This is a genomic window from Streptomyces rubellomurinus (assembly GCF_000961885.1).
GTDB lineage: Bacteria > Actinomycetota > Actinomycetes > Streptomycetales > Streptomycetaceae > Kitasatospora > Kitasatospora rubellomurina.
Window position 1 is genome coordinate 35,422 of sequence record NZ_JZKH01000051.1, and the last position, 18,570, is coordinate 53,991.

At 74.3% G+C, this 18,570-nt stretch carries 17 protein-coding genes; 15 read left to right on the forward strand and 2 right to left on the reverse strand.

The features are described 5' to 3' along the window. Positions 1 to 251: 251 nt before the first annotated feature. The 13 genes from VM95_RS23255 to VM95_RS23315 all read left to right on the forward strand — a co-directional run bounded on the left by VM95_RS23255 (position 252) and on the right by VM95_RS23315 (position 14,593). Positions 252 to 1,643: a nitrate/nitrite transporter gene (locus VM95_RS23255; protein WP_045699997.1), complete on the forward strand. Its 1,392-nt coding sequence runs from the start codon at positions 252 to 254 to the stop codon at positions 1,641 to 1,643. A 38-nt stretch (positions 1,644 to 1,681) separates the two neighbouring features. Continuing rightward, complete coding sequence (sbnA, locus tag VM95_RS23260; protein WP_045699998.1) at positions 1,682 to 2,665, forward strand: 2,3-diaminopropionate biosynthesis protein SbnA; 984 nt, start codon at positions 1,682 to 1,684, stop codon at positions 2,663 to 2,665. Further along, complete coding sequence (gene sbnB, locus VM95_RS23265) at positions 2,662 to 3,747, forward strand: 2,3-diaminopropionate biosynthesis protein SbnB (RefSeq protein WP_045699999.1); 1,086 nt, start codon at positions 2,662 to 2,664, stop codon at positions 3,745 to 3,747. The genes sbnA and sbnB overlap by 4 nt, the downstream gene beginning before the upstream one ends. Further along, positions 3,744 to 5,420: an amino acid adenylation domain-containing protein gene (locus tag VM95_RS23270; RefSeq protein ID WP_045700000.1), complete on the forward strand. Its 1,677-nt coding sequence runs from the start codon at positions 3,744 to 3,746 to the stop codon at positions 5,418 to 5,420. Before sbnB ends, VM95_RS23270 begins: the two co-directional genes overlap by 4 nt. Next, the gene (locus tag VM95_RS23275) at positions 5,417 to 6,604 is read left to right on the forward strand and encodes an acyl-CoA dehydrogenase family protein (protein WP_244178909.1); all 1,188 of its coding nucleotides are present in this window, start codon (positions 5,417 to 5,419) and stop codon (positions 6,602 to 6,604) included. The genes VM95_RS23270 and VM95_RS23275 overlap by 4 nt, the downstream gene beginning before the upstream one ends. Positions 6,605 to 6,820: 216 nt before the next feature. Then, positions 6,821 to 7,390 carry a GAF domain-containing protein gene (locus VM95_RS23280; protein ID WP_045700001.1) on the forward strand — a complete coding sequence of 190 codons (570 nt, stop codon included), beginning with the start codon at positions 6,821 to 6,823 and terminating at the stop codon, positions 7,388 to 7,390. A 19-nt stretch (positions 7,391 to 7,409) separates the two neighbouring features. Next, entirely contained in the window at positions 7,410 to 7,643 is a 234-nt protein-coding gene (locus VM95_RS23285; RefSeq protein ID WP_045700002.1) for a hypothetical protein, read from the forward strand. Between the two features lie 24 nt (positions 7,644 to 7,667). Beyond that, positions 7,668 to 8,408 carry a thioesterase II family protein gene (locus VM95_RS23290; RefSeq protein ID WP_078860417.1) on the forward strand — a complete coding sequence of 247 codons (741 nt, stop codon included), beginning with the start codon at positions 7,668 to 7,670 and terminating at the stop codon, positions 8,406 to 8,408. After that, the gene (locus tag VM95_RS23295) at positions 8,405 to 9,268 is read left to right on the forward strand and encodes a PAS domain-containing protein (RefSeq protein ID WP_045700004.1); all 864 of its coding nucleotides are present in this window, start codon (positions 8,405 to 8,407) and stop codon (positions 9,266 to 9,268) included. The genes VM95_RS23290 and VM95_RS23295 overlap by 4 nt, the downstream gene beginning before the upstream one ends. A 68-nt stretch (positions 9,269 to 9,336) precedes the next feature. Continuing rightward, complete coding sequence (locus tag VM95_RS23300) at positions 9,337 to 11,418, forward strand: molybdopterin oxidoreductase family protein (RefSeq protein ID WP_045700005.1); 2,082 nt, start codon at positions 9,337 to 9,339, stop codon at positions 11,416 to 11,418. Beyond that, positions 11,415 to 12,911 (forward strand): FAD-dependent oxidoreductase, encoded by a 1,497-nt coding sequence (locus VM95_RS23305; protein WP_045700006.1) that lies wholly within the window; start codon positions 11,415 to 11,417, stop codon positions 12,909 to 12,911. Before VM95_RS23300 ends, VM95_RS23305 begins: the two co-directional genes overlap by 4 nt. Positions 12,912 to 13,000: 89 nt before the next feature. Continuing rightward, positions 13,001 to 13,555: an NADPH-dependent FMN reductase gene (ssuE, locus tag VM95_RS23310; protein ID WP_045700007.1), complete on the forward strand. Its 555-nt coding sequence runs from the start codon at positions 13,001 to 13,003 to the stop codon at positions 13,553 to 13,555. 249 nt (positions 13,556 to 13,804) lie between these two features. Next, positions 13,805 to 14,593 (forward strand): IclR family transcriptional regulator, encoded by a 789-nt coding sequence (locus VM95_RS23315; RefSeq protein WP_045700008.1) that lies wholly within the window; start codon positions 13,805 to 13,807, stop codon positions 14,591 to 14,593. Between the two features lie 34 nt (positions 14,594 to 14,627). Here VM95_RS23315 and VM95_RS23320 read toward each other — a convergent pair whose 3' ends face one another. Continuing rightward, positions 14,628 to 15,371 carry an AraC family transcriptional regulator gene (locus VM95_RS23320; RefSeq protein ID WP_045700009.1) on the reverse strand — a complete coding sequence of 248 codons (744 nt, stop codon included), beginning with the start codon at positions 15,369 to 15,371 and terminating at the stop codon, positions 14,628 to 14,630. Between the two features lie 53 nt (positions 15,372 to 15,424). On the opposite strand from VM95_RS23320, the gene VM95_RS23325 reads away from it, so the two are divergent. Further along, complete coding sequence (locus tag VM95_RS23325) at positions 15,425 to 16,618, forward strand: MFS transporter (protein ID WP_045700010.1); 1,194 nt, start codon at positions 15,425 to 15,427, stop codon at positions 16,616 to 16,618. After that, positions 16,618 to 16,860, forward strand: coding sequence for a hypothetical protein (locus tag VM95_RS23330; RefSeq protein WP_045700011.1), 243 nt, complete (start codon positions 16,618 to 16,620; stop codon positions 16,858 to 16,860). Before VM95_RS23325 ends, VM95_RS23330 begins: the two co-directional genes overlap by 1 nt. A gap of 51 nt (positions 16,861 to 16,911) precedes the next feature. On the opposite strand, the gene VM95_RS23335 is transcribed toward VM95_RS23330, so the two are convergent. Next, positions 16,912 to 18,570 (reverse strand): hypothetical protein (locus VM95_RS23335; protein WP_045700012.1); only part of this gene is annotated, 1,659 nt, incomplete at its 5' end.

Below are 18,570 nucleotides of genomic sequence, written 5' to 3' on the forward strand. Positions count from 1 at the left end.
GTCTGAAGTGATGGTCGATCATCATCCAAACTCATGGCCCTGGTTACGTCAAGGTCACGACAGGTCCAAGGGGCGGCTGGGGCGGAGGGTGGTTCCAGGTGTGCTCCGGGGGACCTGATGTATTCCTCATGTTCCCCATTGTGGAACGCTGTTCGGTCTATCTATGCTGCAGGCGTCCTACCGCCTGAAGCACGTGAGCAGCCGTCACCTCGCACCGGACCACTTCCGCCGAGACAGGAGAACGGACCGCCATGCCGAGCAAACATCCCGACCGAGGACGGTGGATCGAGGGCTGGGACCCGGAGGACGAGGACCGCTGGGAGAGCTCCGGCCGGCGCATCGCCCACCGCAACCTCTGGCTGTCGGTGCTGTCCGAACACATCGGCTTCTCCGTCTGGAGCATGTGGTCGGTGCTGGTGCTGTTCATGTCCCCCGCCATCGGACTGGGCTTCACCGCGGGGGAGAAGTTCCTCCTCGTGATCACGCCCACGCTGGTCGGAGCCCTGCTACGGCTGCCGTACAGCTACGCGGTGACCCGCTTCGGCGGGCGCAACTGGACGGTGTTCGCCTCCGTCGTGCTCCTCGTGCCGACCGTGCTCGCCGTCGTCTTCGTCCAGCGGCCCGGGACGCCGCTGTGGGTGTTCCTGCTGATCGCCGCGACGGCGGGGGTCGGGGGCGGGAACTTCGCCTCCTCGATGACGAACATCACCGCCTTCTTCCCGCAGCGCCACCAGGGCTGGGCGCTGGGCCTGAACGCCGGCGGCGGCAACCTCGGCGTCGCGGTCGTCCAGCTCCTCGGCCTCCTCGTGATCGCCACCGTCGGTGACACCCACCCCGCCTACGTCGCCGCCGCCTACCTCCCGCTGATCGCGCTGGTCGCGGTGCTCGCCGCCCTGCGGATGGACAACGTCGACGTCGTGCGCGCCGCGCCCGGGGCGCAGCGCGAGGCCGTCCGGCAGCCGCACACCTGGTGGATCTCCCTGCTGTACATCGGCACGTTCGGCTCCTTCATCGGCTACGGCTTCGCGTTCGGCCTGGTGTTGAAGACCCAGTTCGGCTCGACCTCGCTGCAGGCGGCCGAATTCACCTTCCTGGGGCCGCTGTTGGGCTCGCTGTCCCGGCCGGTCGGCGGCCGGCTGGCCGACCGGTGGGGCGGTGCGCGGGTCACCCTGCTGACCTTCCTCGGGATGGCGGCGGGCGCCGGCGAGCTGATCCTCGCCTCCCACACCAAGTCGTTCCCGCTGTTCGTCGCCGGCTTCACCGCGCTCTTCGTGCTGAGCGGCCTCGGCAACGGCTCCACGTACAAGATGATCCCCGCGGTCTTCGCCGCGCAGGCCGAGGCCGCGGTGGCCGCGGGCGAGGACGCCCGGGCCGAGTTCGAGCGGTCGCGGCGCCTCAGCGGTGCGGTGCTCGGCATCGCGGGAGCGATCGGCGCCCTCGGCGGAGTGGCCGTCAACCTGGTCTTCCGCGCCGCCTACGACAGCCCCTCGGGCAGCGGCGTGCTCGCCTTCGTCGCGTTCCTCGGCTACTACGCCCTGTGCGTGGCCGTGGTCCGCACCGTCTACCTGCGCCGCGACCGCGCGGCGCGGGAACCGTCACAGCCGGCTCCGAGGGAGCGGTCCCGCATGACGATCCGTCCGTGAGCCGACCATGCCGCCACGGACGAAGGGAAGGATCAAGCATGGCCGTGATCACCGCCGCCCATGAACCCGTCGAGAGCGATGTCTACATCGACCTGCGCAGCAGTCTCGGCATCCCCCTGGTCCTCAAGTGCGAGGGGTTCAACCTCGCGGGCTCGATCAAGATGCAGCCCGCCGCCCGGATGGTCTCCGCGGCCCAGCAGGACGGAGTCCTGGGGCCGGACTCCGTCCTCATCGAGTCCTCCTCCGGCAACCTCGGGGTCGCGCTGTCGGTGATCGCCGCCTCGCGCGGGCTGCGGTTCGTCTGCGTCACCGACGTCAACTGCAACCCGGCCACGGTCACCCTGATGCGCGCCCTGGGCGCCGAGGTCGTCGTCCTCGACGAACCCGACCCGGTCGACGGCTTCCTCGGCGCGCGCCGCGCCCACGTGCGCGAGCGGTGCGCCGAGGACCCGTCCTACGTCTGGCTCAACCAGTACGAGAACCCGGCCAACTGGGTCTCCCACTACGAGAGCACCGCCGCCGTGATCGCCAAGGACTTCCCGGAGCTCGACACGCTGTTCGTCGGCGTCGGCACCGGGGGCACCCTGATGGGCTGCGCCCGCTACTTCCGGGAGCACCGGCCCGGCGTGCGCATCGTCGCCGTCGACAGCGTCGGCTCGGTCAACTTCGCCGGGGAGCCGGGGAAGCGGCACATCCCCGGGCTCGGCGCCGGCGCCCCGATGCCGCTGATCGCCCCCGAGCTCACCGCCGGCCTCGTGGACGAGGTGATCCGCGTCCACGAGATCGACACCATCCGCACCTGCCGCCAACTCGCCGGCCGCGGCATCCTCCTGGGCGGCTCCTCGGGGACCGTGACCTGTGCCGCCGCGCAGTGGCTCGCCCAGCACGGCGCCTCGGTGGACACCGCCGTCGCGATCGCCCCCGACCTGGGGGAGCGCTACCTCACCACCATCTACGACGACACCTGGGTCACCGACCACTACGGACGGGCCGACTTCGACCAACTCCTGGAGAGCCTGTGAACCCGCCTGCGAACCCGCCCGCGCACCTTCAGCCCGAGAAGCCGAGCTTCGCCGTGATCCCCGGCCGCACGGTGCACCGGATGCTGGACGGCCGGCAGCACGAACTGATCGACCTCGTCGAGCGGACGTACCTGCTGCACGGCGAGGAGCGGACCGTCAACCCGCCCTCGTACTTCCTGCGCTTTCCGGACCGGCCCACCGCCCGCATCATCGCCCTGCCGGCCTCGGTCGGCGGCGAGCGGCCCGTCGACGGCATCAAGTGGATCTCCAGCTTCCCCGAGAACCTGGAGCGCGGCCTGCCCCGCGCCTCCGCCGCCCTGATCCTCAACGACCCGGTGACCGGCTACCCGTACGCCTGCCTGGAGAGCTCCATCATCAGCGCGGTCCGCACGGCCGCGTCCGCGGCGGTGGCCGCCCGCGCGCTCACCGCCGACCGCCCCCGGCCGCGCAGCGTCGGCTTCATCGGCACCGGGCTGATCGCCCGGTACATCCACCAGTACCTCGCCGCGCTCGACTGGAAGCCCGAGGAGCTCGGCGTCCACGACCTGTCGGCGGACTACGCCGGCGCGTTCGCGCAGCACCTGCGGACGGTCGGCGGCGCGGGCCAGGTCCGCGTCCACGGGACCGCCGAGGAGCTGATCCGCGCCAGCGACGTGGTCGTCCTCGCCACCACCGCGGCGACCCCGCACCTGGACGACCCGTCCTGGTTCGCCCACCACCCGCTGGTCCTGCACGTGTCCCTGCGGGACCTCGGCGCCGACGTCGTCCTGGACAGCGTCAACGTCGTCGACGACGTCGAGCACGTCCTCAAGGCGAACACCTCGGTGCACCTGGTGGAACAGCGCACCGGCAACCGGGACTTCCTCGCCGGCACGCTGGCCGACGTGCTCACCGGCCGGGTCGCGGTGCCCGGCGACCGCACCGTCGTCTTCTCGCCCTTCGGGCTGGGCGTCCTCGACCTCGCGGTCGGCGAGCGGGTGTTCACCCGGGCCCGCGACGCCGGCGAACTCGTCGTCGTGGACGGCTTCTTCCACGACCTGGACCGCCACACCGCCCCGACGACGGAGGCCGGCCCCCGATGACGACCGACCAGCGAACGGCCGTCCCCGCCCGGGTGTGGGCCGAACTGCCCCTGGCCCCCGGCGCGGTGGCCCGGGCCGCCGGCCTGGCCCTGCGCAACAGCCGGCAGGAGGACACCCGGACGGCCGTCCTCGACCACGTCGTCCGGTACGCCGAGGCGGACCCGCGGCGCCCCGCCGTCGTCGAGGGCGACCGCACGATCGGCTACCGCGAGCTCCTCGAACAGGTCGCCGCCACCCGCGAGGTGCTGCGCGCGCACGGCGTGCGGCCGGGCGCCGTCGTCGCCGCGGTCGGCCCCCGCAGCGCCCGGACGCCGGTCGTCCTCCTGGCGCTGGAGGCGCTCGGCGCCTCCTACCTGCCCGTCGACCCGGGCTGGCCGGCCGTCCGGGTCCGCGACGTCCTCGGCCAGAGCCGCGCGGCCCTGCTCCTCGACTACACCGGCGCCCGCGACACCGCCCACGCGGCCCGCTCGTCCGCGGTGGCGGAGCGGATCCCCGTCGTCGACCTGCCCGCCGAGCTCCGGGCCGACACGCTCCCGGAACGGGACGGCGGCGACCGGTCGGCGGAGACCCGGTACACCATCTTCACCTCCGGCACCACCGGCCGCCCCAAGGGGGCCACCGTCGAGCACCGGGGGATGCTCAACCACCTCCGGGCCAAGGTCCACGACCTCGCGCTGGGCCCCCGGGACGCGGTCGCCTTCACCGCCCCGCTGGTGTTCGACATCTCGATCTGGCAGATGCTCTGCCCGTTCCTCGTCGGCGGGCGCGTCGTGGTCGTCCCGGACGCCGCCCTGCGCTTCCCGCGCTCGCTCATCGGCACGCTCGACGCCGCGGGCGTGACGGTGGTCGAGCTGGTGCCCACCATGGTCGGCTGGCTGGTCGACGAGGCCAAGCGGCTCGACAACGGATGCCTCGGGACGCTGCGCCACCTGCTGTCCACCGGCGAGGAGCTGCACCCCTCGCTCGCCGCCCGGGTGCTCGACGCCCTCCCCGGGGTGTCCGTCGTCAACGCCTACGGCCCCACCGAGTGCTCCGACGACATCACCCACCACACGGTGACCGCCGCCGACCTGGCGCGGGACCGGATCCCGGTCGGCACCCCCGTCCTCGGGACCACCCTCTACCTGCTGGTGCGGGGCGAGGACGGCACCTGGCGGGCCGGCGAACCCGGCGAGACCGGCGAGCTGTTCGTCGGCGGCACCTGCGTCGGCCTCGGCTACCTCAACGCGCCCGAGACCACCGACCGGGCCTTCTTCCGCGACCCCTTCGACCCGGACTCCCCGACCGGACGGCTCTACCGCACCGGCGACCTCGCGGCCTTCGACGCCGGGGTGGTGCACTACTTCGGCCGCAGCGACCGCCAGGTGAAGGTCGCCGGAGTGCGGATGGAACTCGACGAGATCGAAGCCGTCCTGAGCCGCCACCCGGGCGTCGAGCGGTGCGCCGTCGTGGTCGCCGGGGAGGGCGACCGCGGCGAACTCGTCGCCCACTACAGCCTGCGCGCCCCGGTGCCGTCGGGCGAACTCCACCAGGCCCTGAGCGCGGCCCTGCCGGCGGCGATGGTGCCGAGGCGCTGGCGCGCGTGGGACGCCCTGCCGCTGACCCGCAACGGAAAGATCGACCACCAGGCGCTCCGGGCGGCCGACGCCACCCCTCGAAAGGAGTCGCAGTGAGCACGGACGAGACGAACGGCCCCGGCGGGGACTCGACGGATCTGGCGGACCGCCTCCGGGCCGTCACCCGGGTCGCCGAGGAGCACCTGGCCCGCACCGAGCGGGAAGCGCTCTTCCCGGAGCACGCCCTGGCGGAGCTGCGCCGCACCGGCCTGCTCGGCCTGCTCGTGCCCACGGCGGACGGCGGCCTCGGCGGCACCCTCGCCGACCTGGTCGACGTCACCCTCGCCCTGGGCCGCACCGACATGTCGCTGGCGATGATCTTCGCGATGCACTGCCAGCAGTCGGAGGCCCTCGTGCGGTACGCGCGCCCGCCGCTGCGGGAGAAACTGATGGCCCGCCTGGCCGCCGGCGAGCTCTACCTGGCCTCGGTCACCACCGAGACCGGCAAGGGCGGCCACCTCTTCAAGTCCTACGCCCCGCTGCGCGAGAGCGGCGAGCGGCTGGAGATCGACCGCACCGCGCCGATCGTGACCGGGGGGACCCACGCGGACGGCTTCCTGATCACCATGCGCAGCCCGCACGCCACCGCCGACCACCAGGTCTCGCTGGTCTACGCGGACCGCGCCCAGCTCACGGTGACGGCCTCCGGCCGGTGGGACCCGATGGGCATGCGCGCCAGCCAGAGCCTCCCGATGAAGCTGACCGGCGACGTCCCCGGGGACCAGGTGATCGGCGAACACGGCGCGTTCCACCGGATCGCCCAGTCCGTCTTCGGGCCACTGGCCCACCTGGGGTGGTCCGCCGCGTGGCTGGGCACGGCGAGCGGGGCCATGTCCCGGGTCGTGCGACTGCTGCGCGACCCGGCCGGCCGAGGGCGCTTCGACCTCGGGTCGGAACTGCTGCTGACCCGGCTGTCCCGGGCCCGACAGCGGCTCGACACCGTCCACGCCCTGCTCCGACGCACCCAGGACCTGGTCGAGCGGCAGGCCGACCTGTCCGCGCCGAGCAGTCAACTGCTGCTGAACGCGCTGAAGATCACGGCCGCCGAGGAGTGCCACGCCGCCGTCGACGACCTGGTCGACGCGGTCGGGCTGCGCCACGGCTACCTGAAGGACTCGCCGACCGGGCTGGAGAAGGCCCTGCGGGACCTGCGCTCGGCCGCCCTGAACTACGGCAACGACCGCCTGCACCTGGCCGACGGTCAACTCTGCCTGCTGGACCCCGACGTGACGTTCCGCTGACCGCGAATTCCTTCTTGCTGCGGCCGGGAACGACGGGTATCGTTGAATGGAATTGCCCGCGGGAATCGTCCCGGCGGATGCCCGGCATCGCGAACGTTCTGTTTCGCCCGGAGCCCTTTCGCTCGAATCTTCTCGGCTCGAAGCCCTTTCATTCGGAGCATTTTTCGCTCGAATTCTGCCGACCCAGTCACATCTCAACGCATGCGAGGTCGCACCGTGTCCGGAAACACCGAAAACCCCACCGGGGACTGGACCACCGCCCTGCGGTACATCGCGGGGCGCAAGACCGCGGAGGAGTCCCTGGGGTTCCTCGCCCACGTCAGCGCCACCGTCCGGGACACCCCGGAGCTCGCGGACGTCGTGCCGGCCGCGGCCAGGGCCTGCGTCCCCTTCTTCGCCTCGGCCGTCCTCCTGGAGGCGCCGGCCGTGCACGGCGAGCCCGTCGAGCACGGCCCCGAGCAGTTCGCGCCCGCGCTGCGGGAACTGCTCGGCGCGGCGGCGCGGGACGGCGGACCGCGGCTCGTGGCCAGCAGCCACGAGAGCCTTGCCGGCCAGTCCGATCCGCAGCTGCTGGCGCGGCTGGCGGAGCTGCAGGTCGACTCCGCGGCGGTCCTGCGGCTGGAGTTCCGGGGAGTGCCGGGCGGGCACCTCGTCGCGGTGCGCGGCGCGTCCCACCGCCGGGGCCCGTTCAGCCCGGGGGACCTCGCGCTGCTCGGTGAAGTGGCCGACCGGGTCGCGGCGTTCAACGCGTTCGCGGCCAACCTGACCGGCCGTGCGAGCCGCTGACCCGGAGGAGGCGGCCGCGATGGCAGCGACCTGGACGGACGTCCGCGACTGGATCCTCGCGCGGAACCCCGACGTGACCGAACTCGACGCGGAGACCGACATCATCGACACCCGCGTCATCACCTCCCTGCAGTTCGTGGAGCTCGTCCTCCACGTCGAGGAGCTGCGGGGCCGGATGCTCGAGTCGAGCGAGGTGGACCTCGACGCCTTCCGCACCCTCGGCAGCATCGAACGGACCTTTCTTCGTCAGTGACACCGGCCGGCAGGGGAGTTCCGCATGACCTCTGGACGATCCATCGTGCTGCAGGGCGACATCGAGCGGGCCGAGGAGGCGGTGGTGTTCCTGCCGCCGGCCGGCAGCGTCACCTCGCCGTACTTCCCGCTCGGCGGCCTGCTGCCGCCCGGGCTCCCGGCGGTGCACTGCGAACTGCCCGGCCGCGGAAGGCTCGTGGACGAGCGCCCGGTGGGCTCCGTCCGGGAGGCCGCCGACCGCTGGAGCGGGGAGCTGGCCCGGGCCCTCCCCGGCCGCCGGCTGCACCTGTTCGGGCACAGCCTGGGCTCGCTGTTCGCGTACGAGACGGCCGCCCGGTTCACGGCCGACCCGGTGTGCCGGATCGCCAGCCTGACGGTCTCGGCCGCCCGCGAACCGGGCCACACCCCGCGGGCCGCGATCGGCGCCGCCTTCGCGGCGCTGAGCCGGCAACGGCGCGGCACCGACGCGGACGGCGACGCGGACGGCGACCGGCTCGCGACGGACCTGCGCATCCGGCGCGAGTACCGGCCGCACCGGGAACCGCTCGCGGTCCCGCTCGCGCTGCTGTGCGGACGGGACGACACATTCGTCCGTCCCGAGGAAATGCCGGCCTGGCGGGAATTCGTCACCGGCCGGTTCCTCGGACTCTTCACCTTCGACGGCGGGCACGACTACTACCTCGCCCGGCCGGACCCCGTAGCCTCCGTGATCGAACGAATCACGGAAACCAGTAGGAATTCGACGCGAACTGGGAGTGAGAAATGACCGGCACCACCAACGGATTCCCCACCAACGCGCAGCTGATCGACGTCATCGGCGACAGCTCGGTCGGCATCGCGGTCACCGACGGCGCCGGCGCCGTCGTCCTCCACAACAAGGCGCTCTCCGTCCTGATGGGCGGGGAGGCGAGCCACCTCGGCGGCCGGATCGCCGTCGACGGTGCCGAGGACGGCCTCGCCCACCTGCTGGGCCTCCTCGCCGAGCAGGACCGGATCGAGCACGTCAAGGTGACCCTGCGCAACACCGGGGGCCACGCGCGCACCGCCTACGTCAACGCCGTACGGGTCGGCGAGGGCGACGGCGCCCGGATCCACTGGGTCAGCCGGCCCGAGCTCGGCAAGCGCCTCCCGGTGTCGAGCACCTCCGCCGAGGACCAGAACGCCTCCGACGCCGCGGCCTGGATCCGCTCGGTCGACGAGGCCGCCCACCCCTCCCTCGCACCCAGCGAGGACAAGGTCGACGTGATGCGCGAGTTCTACCAGGTGGCGCCCGTCGCGATCCACCTGATCGGCGTCAACGGCGGCGTCATGCACGCCAACCCGGCCGACATCGCCCTGGTCGAGTACACCGAGACGCCGGGCGAGTACGTGGGCCAGCACATCCGCCGGATCTACGAGGACCAGGGCCTGCTCGACGACTTCCTGGCGCGGTGGGACGAGGACTCCCCGATCATCAACTTCCGCGCCAACTTCGTCACCAAGGACGGCGCGCCGCGCCCGGTGCTGATCTTCTCGACGGCCCAGGCCGCCGGCGGGAGCGTCAACAACACCCGGTGCTTCGTGTTCAACGACCCGGAGCCGGGCCGCGACCGCGACACCGTCAGCGCCTTCGGCTGGCCGGCCTAAGGGCCTGACGGCGGGCAGGCCGGGGTGAGGCCTGCCCGCCGGCCCGGATCCCCGAACGAGGAGCTGTGATGGTCAGAACGCACTGCCCGTACTGCGCCCTGCAGTGCGGCACCCGGCTGGAGGCCTCCCCGTCCGGCGGCGTGACGGTCCTCCCCGACGAGGAGTTCCCGGTCAACGCCGGCCGGCTCTGCGTCAAGGGGTGGACGGCACCCGGCGTTCTGACCGCAGCCGACCGGCTGACCGCGCCGCTGATCCGGCCCCGGCCGGGGGCGGCCCGGCAGCCCGCCTCCTGGGCGGCCGCGCTGGACCACGTCGGCCGGGAGCTGCGGAAGATCACCGCGGCCTCCGGGCCGGACGCGGTCGCCGTCTTCGGCGGCGGCGGGCTCACCAACGAGAAGGCCTACACCCTCGGGAAGTTCGCCCGGGTCGCGCTGGGCACCTCGCAGGTCGACTACAACGGCAGGTTCTGCATGTCCTCCGCCGCGGCGGCCGGCTCGGCCGCCTTCGGCGTGGACCGCGGACTGCCGTTCCCGGTCACGGACCTCGCGCAGGCCGAGGTGGTCCTGCTCGCCGGAGCGAACGTCGCCGAGACGATGCCGCCGCTGATGCGGCACCTGGAGGGCGCCGACCTGATCGTGGTGGACCCCCGCCGCTCGGCCACCGCGGAACACGCCGCGCTGCACCTGAGCCCCGCCCCGGGCACCGACCTGGCGCTCGCGCTGGGCCTGCTGCACACCGCCGTCGCGGACGGCCACCTCGACCGGGAGTACCTGGACCGGCGCACGCACGGCTTCGACGAGACCTGGCGCTGCGCGGCCGAATGGTGGCCCGAGCGGGTCGAACGCGTCACCGGCGTACCGGTCGCCGACCAGCGCGCCGCCGTCCGGCTGCTGGCCTCGGCCCGGCGCCGCTACCTGCTCACCGGCCGGGGCGCGGAACAGCACTCCAAGGGCACGGACACCGTCTCGGCGTACATCAACCTGGCGCTCGCGCTCGGCCTGCCGGGCCGGGCGGGCTCGGGCTACGGCTGCCTGACCGGACAGGGCAACGGGCAGGGCGGCCGGGAACACGGACAGAAGGCCGACCAACTGCCCGGCTACCGGAAGATCACCGACCCGGCGGCCCGCGCGCACGTGGCCCGGGTGTGGGGGGTGGACCCGGACGCACTGCCGGGGCCGGGCCCCAGCGGCTACGAGCTGCTGGACTCGCTCGGCCGCCCGGGCGGCCCCCGCGCGCTGCTGGTGTTCGGGTCCAACCCGGTCGTGTCGGCGCCCGCGGCCCGGCGGATCGCCGACCGGCTGGCCTCCCTGGACCTGCTGGTGGTGGCGGACTTCGTGCCCTCCGAGACGGTGGAACTGGCCGACGTCGTCCTCCCGGTGACCCAGTGGGCGGAGGAGGACGGCACCATGACGAACCTCGAGGGACGCGTCCTGCGCCGCCGGCGCGCCCTCGATCCGCCACCAGGCGTGCGCAGCGACCTGTGGGTCCTGCGGGAGCTGGCCGTCCGCCTGGGCCAGCCCCCCGAGCGCTTCCCCGACGACCCCCGGACGGTCTTCGCGGAGCTCCGGCGCGCCTCGGCCGGCGGCCCCGCGGACTACTCCGGCATCGACTTCGACGCGCTCGACACCCCGGCGCACTGGCCGAGCCGGGCCGAGGGCGAGTCCACCCCCCGGCTGTTCCTGGACCGCTTCGCGCACGACGACGGCCGCGCCCGGTTCCGGCCGGTGACCCACCGCGACGCGGCCGAACTCCCCGACGCCGACTACCCGTTGTACGCCACCACCGGCCGCGTCCTGGCGCAGTACCAGAGCGGCGCCCAGACCCGCCGGGTGCCCGAACTGACGGCGGGCGCGGGGGAGGCCTTCGTCGAGGTCCACCCGGACACCGCCGGGCGCTTCGGGCTGGCGGACGGCGGCCTCGCCCGGGTCGTCAGCCGCCGGGGAGGCACCGTCGCGCGGGTGCGGACGGTGGCGTCGCTGCGCACCGACACGGTGTTCCTGCCGTTCCACTTTCCCGACGCGGGCCGGGCCAACCTGATCACCAATCCGGCGCTCGACCCGGTGTCGCGGATGCCGGAGTTCAAGGTGTGCGCCGCCCGGCTCGAACCGCTGGAGGAGCCGCCCGCCGAGACCGGCGGCGGTCCGTCATGAGCCGGATCGTGATCGTCGGCAACGGCCCGGCGGGCTACCGACTGGCCCAACTCCTCGGCGCCCGCGCCCCGGAGAGCGACATCACCGTCCTGGGCGAGGAGCGCGAACCCGCCTACAACCGGGTGCTGCTCACCGACGTGGTGGCCGGCCGGCTCGCGGCGGAGCGCACCCACCTCACCCCCCTCGACCGGGCGGGCGTGCGGGTGCGCACCGGGGTGGCGGCGGTCGGCATCGACCGGCACCGGCGGGTCGTGCGCGCCGCGGACGGTTCGCTGCACCCGTACGACCACCTGGTGCTGGCCACCGGCGCCCGGAGCTTCCTGCCGCCGGTGTCCGGCCTGGTCGGCGCGGACGGCGCGCTCGCCCCGCGCGCGGTCGCCGTCCGCACCCTCGCCGACGGCCGGCGGCTGGAGCGGCTGCTGCGCGAGGGCGGGCGGGCCGTCGTCCTGGGCGGCGGCGTGCTGGGCGTGGAGATCGCCCGGGCGCTGACCGAACGGGACTGCAAGGTCGACGTCGTCCACCGCGGACCGCACGTGATGGACGGCCAACTCGGGCCGGACGCCGGCCGGGTGCTCTCCTCGGTCCTGGAACGGTTCGGCATCCGGGTCCTCGCCGGGCGCACCGCCACGGCCTGGACGGGTGACCGGCTGGAGCTCGACGACGGCACCGAGCTGCCGGCCGACCTGCTGGTCGTCTCGGCGGGCGCGGTGCCCGAGGTCGAACTGGCCCGGCGCGCCGGCCTGCGGGTCGGCCGGGGGATCGTGGTGGACGCGTACCTGTGCACCGAGGACCCGCGGATCCGGGCGCTGGGCGACTGCGCGGAGGTCGAGGGCCGCGTCAGCGGCCTCGTCGCACCCGCCTGGGAGCAGGCCGAGGTGCTGGCCGAGGTGCTGGCCGGGGTGCTGGCCGAGGCGCCGGCGGGCGGGGACCTGGCCGGCAAGGTCCCGGCCGGCGGGGGTGGCCGCGGCTACGCCGGCACGCCGGCGCTCACCCGGCTCAAGGCGCGCGACGTCGACCTCGTCGTCCTCGGCGAGGGCGACCGCGAGGTGCCCGGGAGCGAGGTCGTCACGGTGGCCGACGCGGCCCGGGGCCGGTACGCCCGGATGTCCGTGCGGGGCGACCGGATCGTGGGCGCCGTCCTGTTGGGGTTCCCCGGGTGCGTGGCCGCCGTCAGCCAGCTGTTCGACGCCGCCGCTCCCGTCCCGGCCGACCGGATCGCGCTGCTGGTCGGGGCCGGGGCCGTCGACGGGACGGCCGACCCGGCGGCCCTGCCCGGGCAGGCCGTGGTCTGCCGCTGCAACAACGTCACCAAGAACGACCTCGTCGCCGCCTGGCGGGCCGGGGCCCGGGAGCGGTCCGCGCTCGTCCGCGCCACCCGGGCCACCACGGGCTGCGGCGGCTGCGGCGACGCCGTGGCGGACCTCTGCCGTTGGCTCGGCGCGGCGGACGGCGAGGCGCGGCCGGAGCCGATGAGACCGGCGCTCGCCCGATGACGACTGTGGCCCGATGACGGCTGCGGCCCGATGACGACTCCGGCCCCGATGACACGAGCGCTCACCCGATGACACCTCAGGAGAAGGACATGCCCAGCATTCTGGTGATCTCCGGCAGTCCGTCACCCGCCTCCAGGACGGAGCGGATCGGCGACATCGCGGCGCGGTGGCTGACCGACGAGGGGTGCCGCACCGAGCACCTGAGAGTCCGCTCGCTGCCCGCCGGCCCCCTGCTGAGCGCGGACGTGTCCCATCCGGCGATCGCCCTGGCGGCCGGACAGGTGGCCCGGGCGGACGGGGTGGTCCTGGCCACGCCGACCTACAAGGCCAGCTTCTCCGGTCTGCTCAAGTCCTTCCTCGACCTGCTTCCGCAGTTCGGGCTGGACGGCAAGGCGGTGCTGCCGCTGGCCACCGGCGGGAGCCTGGCCCATGTGCTGGTCCTGGACTACGCGTTGCGTCCGGTGCTGCACTCGCTGGGCGCCAGGCACGTGGTGCAGGGCCACTTCGTGCTCGACCAGCACGTGGAGCTGAAGGACGGTCGGCCGTGGATCCGGCCGGAGAGCCGGGCCGGGCTCGACGCCGTGCTGGAGCAGTTCCGCGCGGCCCTGCCCGCCGGGCGGTCGGTGACCGGAGCTGTTCACTAGGGCTTGGGATCGCGAGCGCGTCCGTCGAGGCACCCCGAACAGGGGTGCCTCGACGGCGTTTCGGGGGCGTTTCGACGGTTTCCGGCCAGGCCTCGACCGGCCGGTCGCCCGGGCACGGCCGGGCCGTACCGCGGACCGGCCGGAATTGTCCGAGTATCGGGAAGGCCGTATGATGCCGAACCAGCGTTCCCCGAACACAATTCATGGACTCCACAAGGCGTTCAGCAATGGCGTACAGGAGAGGGCCTCATGATCCAGGCGGTGCAGCGAGCGATCCAGGTACTCAAGGAACTGGCCACGGGGACCCAGCGACTTGGCGTCAGCGAACTGGCCGACCGCCTGGGCGTCGCCAAGCCCACCGCCCACGCGCTGCTGCGGACCCTGCAGGCCGAAGGAATGGTCAGCCAGGACCGGGAGACGAGCAAGTACCAGTTGGGGCCCGGCCTGGTCAGTCTGAGCAACGCCTACCTGGACTCGCACAAGCTGCGGACCCGGGCGGTGACCTGGGCCGACATTCTAGCCACCCGCACCGGGTTCGCGGTCTGGGTCGGCGTGATGGTCGACCGTCAGATGCTGGTGATCCACCACGCCCTCCGGCCGGGCGTCACCGTCCAGACGCTGGAGACCGGGGCCGGCCTGCCCTGGAACGCGTGCGCCCTGGGCAAGGCCGTCGCGGCCTTCCTGCCCGCCGAGGAACGGGCCCTGCTGCTGGCCGGGGAGCTGCCCAGACTCACCGGCGCCAGCATCGACGACCCGGCCGAGCTCGAACGCCAGCTGAAGGGCGTGCGCGACATCGGGTACGCGCTGGACGAGCAGGAGTCCACTCTGGGGGACGCCTCCATCGCGGCCCCGGTGTTCGACGACACCGGCAACGTCGCCGGCGCGATCGCGCTGGTCGGGGCGGTCGAGCGGCTCTTCGACGAGTCCGTGCGGCGGGAGTGCGCGATCGCGACCCGCGAGGTCGCCCGGAGCCTGTCCCGCGACCTCGGCGCCCCCCGCAACGCGGGCCTGAGCGCCGACCAGGTGTCGCCCTCCTGACTGCCGTCCTGACCGCCGGACGGGCGGCCCGCCGTCAACTCGGCCGGTGCGCGCCGGGGGTGTGGCCGAAGGCCCGGTGGAACACGTCGATGAAGGCGCTGGGGGAGGCCCAGCCGCACTGGTGCGCCACGGCGGTCACCGGAACGTCCTCCGCCAGCAGCACCAGGGCGCGGTACAGGCGCAGTTGGGTGCGCCATTGCGGGAACGTCATGCCGAGGTCGGCCTTGAAGAGCCGGGACAGGGTCCGGTCGCTCGCCCCGACCTCCTTGCCCAGGTCCGCCAGGGTGCGCCGGTCGGTGGGATCGGCGCGCAGCAGGTCGCAGACCTGCTTGAGCCGCGGGTCCGAGGGCGCCGGAAGGTGGACGGGCTGGTGCTGCGAGGCCGCCAACTGGTCGAGCAGGACGGCCCGCAGGCGCAGCCGTTCGGGGCTCGGGTCGTCCGGGGAGCGGGTGTAGGCGAGTATCAGCTCGCGCAGCAGCGGGCCGACGATGAGCACAGTCGGCGCGTCCAGGCCGAGCGGGTTGTCCGTCGTCGGCAGGCCCACCAGGCGCAGGTCGAGCGCGCCGTGGGCGTGGTGGGCGTGCACCGTCCCGGCCGGCACCCAGATGGCGCGGGTCGCCGGGGCGATCCAGGTGCCGTGGTCGGTGGTGACGGCCAGCACTCCGCGGGCGGCGTAGACGATCTGGTGGTCGTCGTGGCGGTGGGCGCCGATGTCCCGGCCGGGCGGCAGGCGCTGGGTGCGGGTCGGCGCGACCGGCTCGTGGCGGATTTCCTTCATCAGCTGGCAGGATATCGGAAGCGTGACAACCGGCCAGCCGCGACGATGGCCGGGTGTCCAGGAAATACGTGATCACGCTGTTGTCCGTCGGCCATGCCTGCGTCGATGTCTACCAGGGGGCCGTGGCGTCGCTCGTCCCGTTCTTCGTCTCCGAGCGCTCCTACACCTACGCCGCCGCCTCGGGCATCGTGCTGGCGGCCTCCCTGCTGTCCTCGGTGGCGCAGCCGCTGTTCGGAGCCCTCACCGACCGGCACGCGATGCCCTGGCTGCTGCCCTCCAGCACGGTCGTCGGCGGCCTGGGCATCGCTCTGAGCGGCCTCAGCGGGTCCTACGCGCTGACCCTGGTGTTCGTGGCGATCTCGGGGGTGGGCGTCGCGGCCTACCACCCCGAGTCGGCCCGGGTCGCCCGACTGGCGAGCGAGGGCAGCCACGCGGCGATGGGCTGGTTCTCGCTCGGCGGCAACATAGGTTTCGCCCTCGCCCCGGTGCTGGTGGCCGTCGTGGTCGGCACCGGCGGGCTGCACCTGTCGCCGCTGCTCGTGGTGCCCGCCCTCGCCGGCAGCGTGCTGTGCCTGCCGGTGCTGCGCGGCCTGGAGCGCACCCGGGCGGCGGGCGGCGCCTCCGGCGCCGGGCAGCGCGGCGGCGTCGAGGACCGGTCGTCGTTCGTCCGGCTCGCCCTGGCCGTGGTGTGCCGCTCCATCGTCTTCATCGGGCTGAGCACCTTCGTCTCGTTCCACGTGAAGGAGCGGATGGGGGGCAGCACGGCCGCCGGGACGGCCGCGCTCTTCGTGCTCTACCTGGGCGGTGCGGTGGGCACGGTCGTCGGCGGCCGCCTGGCCGAGCGCTGGAACCGGGTCACCGTGGTGCGCTGGTCCTACCTCTGCACGGTCGGCGCGGTGGCGGGCGTGGTGTTCGTGCCCGGCCCGGCCGTCTACCTGTTCGTGGCGCTGGCCTCGGCCGGCCTCTACGTCCCGTTCTCGCTGCAGGTCACCCTGGCGCAGGACTACCTGCCGACCCGGGTCGGCACGGCCAGCGGCATCACCCTGGGCCTGACCGTCAGCATCGGCGGCCTGGCGAGCCCGGTGATCGGACGCCTCGCCGACGTGACCTCGCTGCAGACCGCGCTGACCCCGCTGATCGTGCTGCCCGCCCTGGCCTGGCTGCTGTTCCGCGACCTCCCGGAGCCGGTCGCACCCGAGCGCCCCGCGCCTGAGCCGGCGCGGGCCCCAGAGAAGGTGGAGACGTGATGGCCCTGTCCGACACTTCCACGCAGCCCGCCCCGGCGCCGGAGGCGAGCCCGCTGCCGGACGCGTGCCCGCTGCGGCACCTCGGCTGCCGCGCCCGGCTCACCGACCCCACCTGGCGCCTGGCGTACTCGCGCACGACCGCCGAGGGCGAGGCCGAGTACTGCCGGTGCTCGTGCGGTTCGCTGGTGGTCCTGCGCAACGGAGACTTGTGCGGGTTCATCGACTCCGAATGCGGTTCATGAGGAACGCCCCCGGCGGGCGGTGACGAGCCGTCCCCCGGGGCGGTGCTCCGCTCACATCCGGCCAACCGTCTCCCGGTGCGCCTCGACGGCGACGGCGACCCGCACGGCCGAGTCCGCCCACGCCCGGGCGGCGGCCTCCGGATCACCGGCGCGGACGGCCCGGGCGAGGGCGCGCAGCAGCTCGGCGGTGGCGGCCAGGCCGCCCCGGTGCAGCCGGTCGGCGGTGCGGTCCAGACGGGCGAGGGTCGCGGTGTCCGGGTGGCGCAGGCCCCGGTGGGCGAGCTCGGCGAGGGCGGCGAGCGCCTCGGCGAGGTCGGCGGCGATCGGGTCGGCCACCGGCGGCGCGGCGGGGGCGAGGACGGCGGAGCCGGCGCCGGGGGCGAGGTCGGGGACCACGACGGTGCCGCCCGCGAGCAGCGCGGCGGGCTCCAGGACGGTGCGGCCCGCGGTGCGCCGGACGGTGGCGCTGACATGCGTGACGGTGCCCGTCCCGAGCACCGCGGCGAGCGCGTCGAGGGCGCCGGGGCAAGCCGGGTCGTGGGTGGCGGCGACGGTGGCCGGGTTGCCGACGGCGTCGCGGACCGCGGCCTCCAGGCGCTGCTCGCCCGCGTCGTACCGGACCTCCTCGACGGCGGAGAGCCGCACCACGTGCAGGGACTCGGCGGCGATCCGGGGCCGGATCAGCCGCGGCGGCCGGCCGTCGAGGGTGCGCAGGTGGGCGTCGAGGTCGGTGAGCAGCAGCGGGGCGGGCAGGTCGGTCCACGAGCTGCCGACCGGGGTGACGGTGGTGGCGGCGATCCGGCCCCGCCCGAGGCCGAGTTCGCGGGCGGCGCTGCGGACGGCGCTCTCGCTGACCACGTTGCCGGTGGCGAGGGCGTCGAGGCGGTGGCCGGCGATGCGGCGGGCGGCCAGCGCGTGGCCGGTGGGCGGGCGGCCGTCCGCGGGGACGTCCCAGCTTCGGCGCAGCACCAGCACGGCGCCGGCCGAGGGGTGGGCGAGGAAGAGCTCGGCGGAGCGGGTCGTCGCGGTGCCGCGGATCTGGCAGCCGAGCGCGGTGAGGCGGACCCGGCGCAGCGGCGTCTCGGCGGCCTCCCGGATGCCGAGCACCTCCGACCGCGCGCTGCCCGGGTGGGCGGCGGCCCGCTGCCGGGCGTGCAACTCGGCCAGGAGCAGGGCGAGTTCCTCGGGGCGGTGGTCGGCGGCCCGGGCGGCGTACGCGTCGAGCTGGCCGATCAGGTCGGCGAGCACGCCGGCCGGCCAGTGCAGGGAGCGGTCGGCGAGCTCGCCGCGCACCCGGTGCAGACCGGCGGTGAGCACCGGCCCGGCGTGCACGGCGCCGTCGAGCAGCAGCTCGCGGGCGAGGTCGAGGGCGGTGTCCAGGGCGAGCGGGATGCCCGTGTCGCGCCCGGACGCGCCGCCGAGGGTGACGTCCGGGCGGCCCTCGGCGGCCCGGAAGGCCCAGACCGCGAGGGCGATCACCTCGCCGCGCCGGTCCTGCGAGGCGTCGGTGACCGCGAAGCCCAGCTCGCCGGGGACGGGGAACCGGACGGTGCAGGCGGCGAGTTCGGCGACCGGCTGCGGGTCGTCCGGGCGCGCGTGGTGCAGCCGCGCGCGGTAGCCGCGCTCCAGCGTCCGGCGGGCGGCGGCCACGGCGCGGGCGCCGACGGCGGCGGTCAGCGCCTCGTCGTCCAGCTCGCCGGGGGACCAGAC

Coding starts and splice junctions, on each gene's coding strand:
- ssuE (WP_045700007.1), top strand. CDS start 13,001: ATGCCCAGCATTCTGGTGATCTCCGGCAGTCCGTCACCCGCCTCCAGG.
- VM95_RS23285 (WP_045700002.1), top strand. CDS start 7,410: ATGGCAGCGACCTGGACGGACGTCCGCGACTGGATCCTCGCGCGGAAC.
- VM95_RS23315 (WP_045700008.1), top strand. CDS start 13,805: ATGATCCAGGCGGTGCAGCGAGCGATCCAGGTACTCAAGGAACTGGCC.
- VM95_RS23290 (WP_078860417.1), top strand. CDS start 7,668: ATGACCTCTGGACGATCCATCGTGCTGCAGGGCGACATCGAGCGGGCC.
- VM95_RS23330 (WP_045700011.1), top strand. CDS start 16,618: ATGGCCCTGTCCGACACTTCCACGCAGCCCGCCCCGGCGCCGGAGGCG.
- VM95_RS23255 (WP_045699997.1), top strand. CDS start 252: ATGCCGAGCAAACATCCCGACCGAGGACGGTGGATCGAGGGCTGGGAC.
- sbnA (WP_045699998.1), top strand. CDS start 1,682: ATGGCCGTGATCACCGCCGCCCATGAACCCGTCGAGAGCGATGTCTAC.
- VM95_RS23305 (WP_045700006.1), top strand. CDS start 11,415: ATGAGCCGGATCGTGATCGTCGGCAACGGCCCGGCGGGCTACCGACTG.
- VM95_RS23320 (WP_045700009.1), bottom strand. CDS start 15,371: ATGAAGGAAATCCGCCACGAGCCGGTCGCGCCGACCCGCACCCAGCGC.
- VM95_RS23295 (WP_045700004.1), top strand. CDS start 8,405: ATGACCGGCACCACCAACGGATTCCCCACCAACGCGCAGCTGATCGAC.
- VM95_RS23270 (WP_045700000.1), top strand. CDS start 3,744: ATGACGACCGACCAGCGAACGGCCGTCCCCGCCCGGGTGTGGGCCGAA.
- VM95_RS23300 (WP_045700005.1), top strand. CDS start 9,337: ATGGTCAGAACGCACTGCCCGTACTGCGCCCTGCAGTGCGGCACCCGG.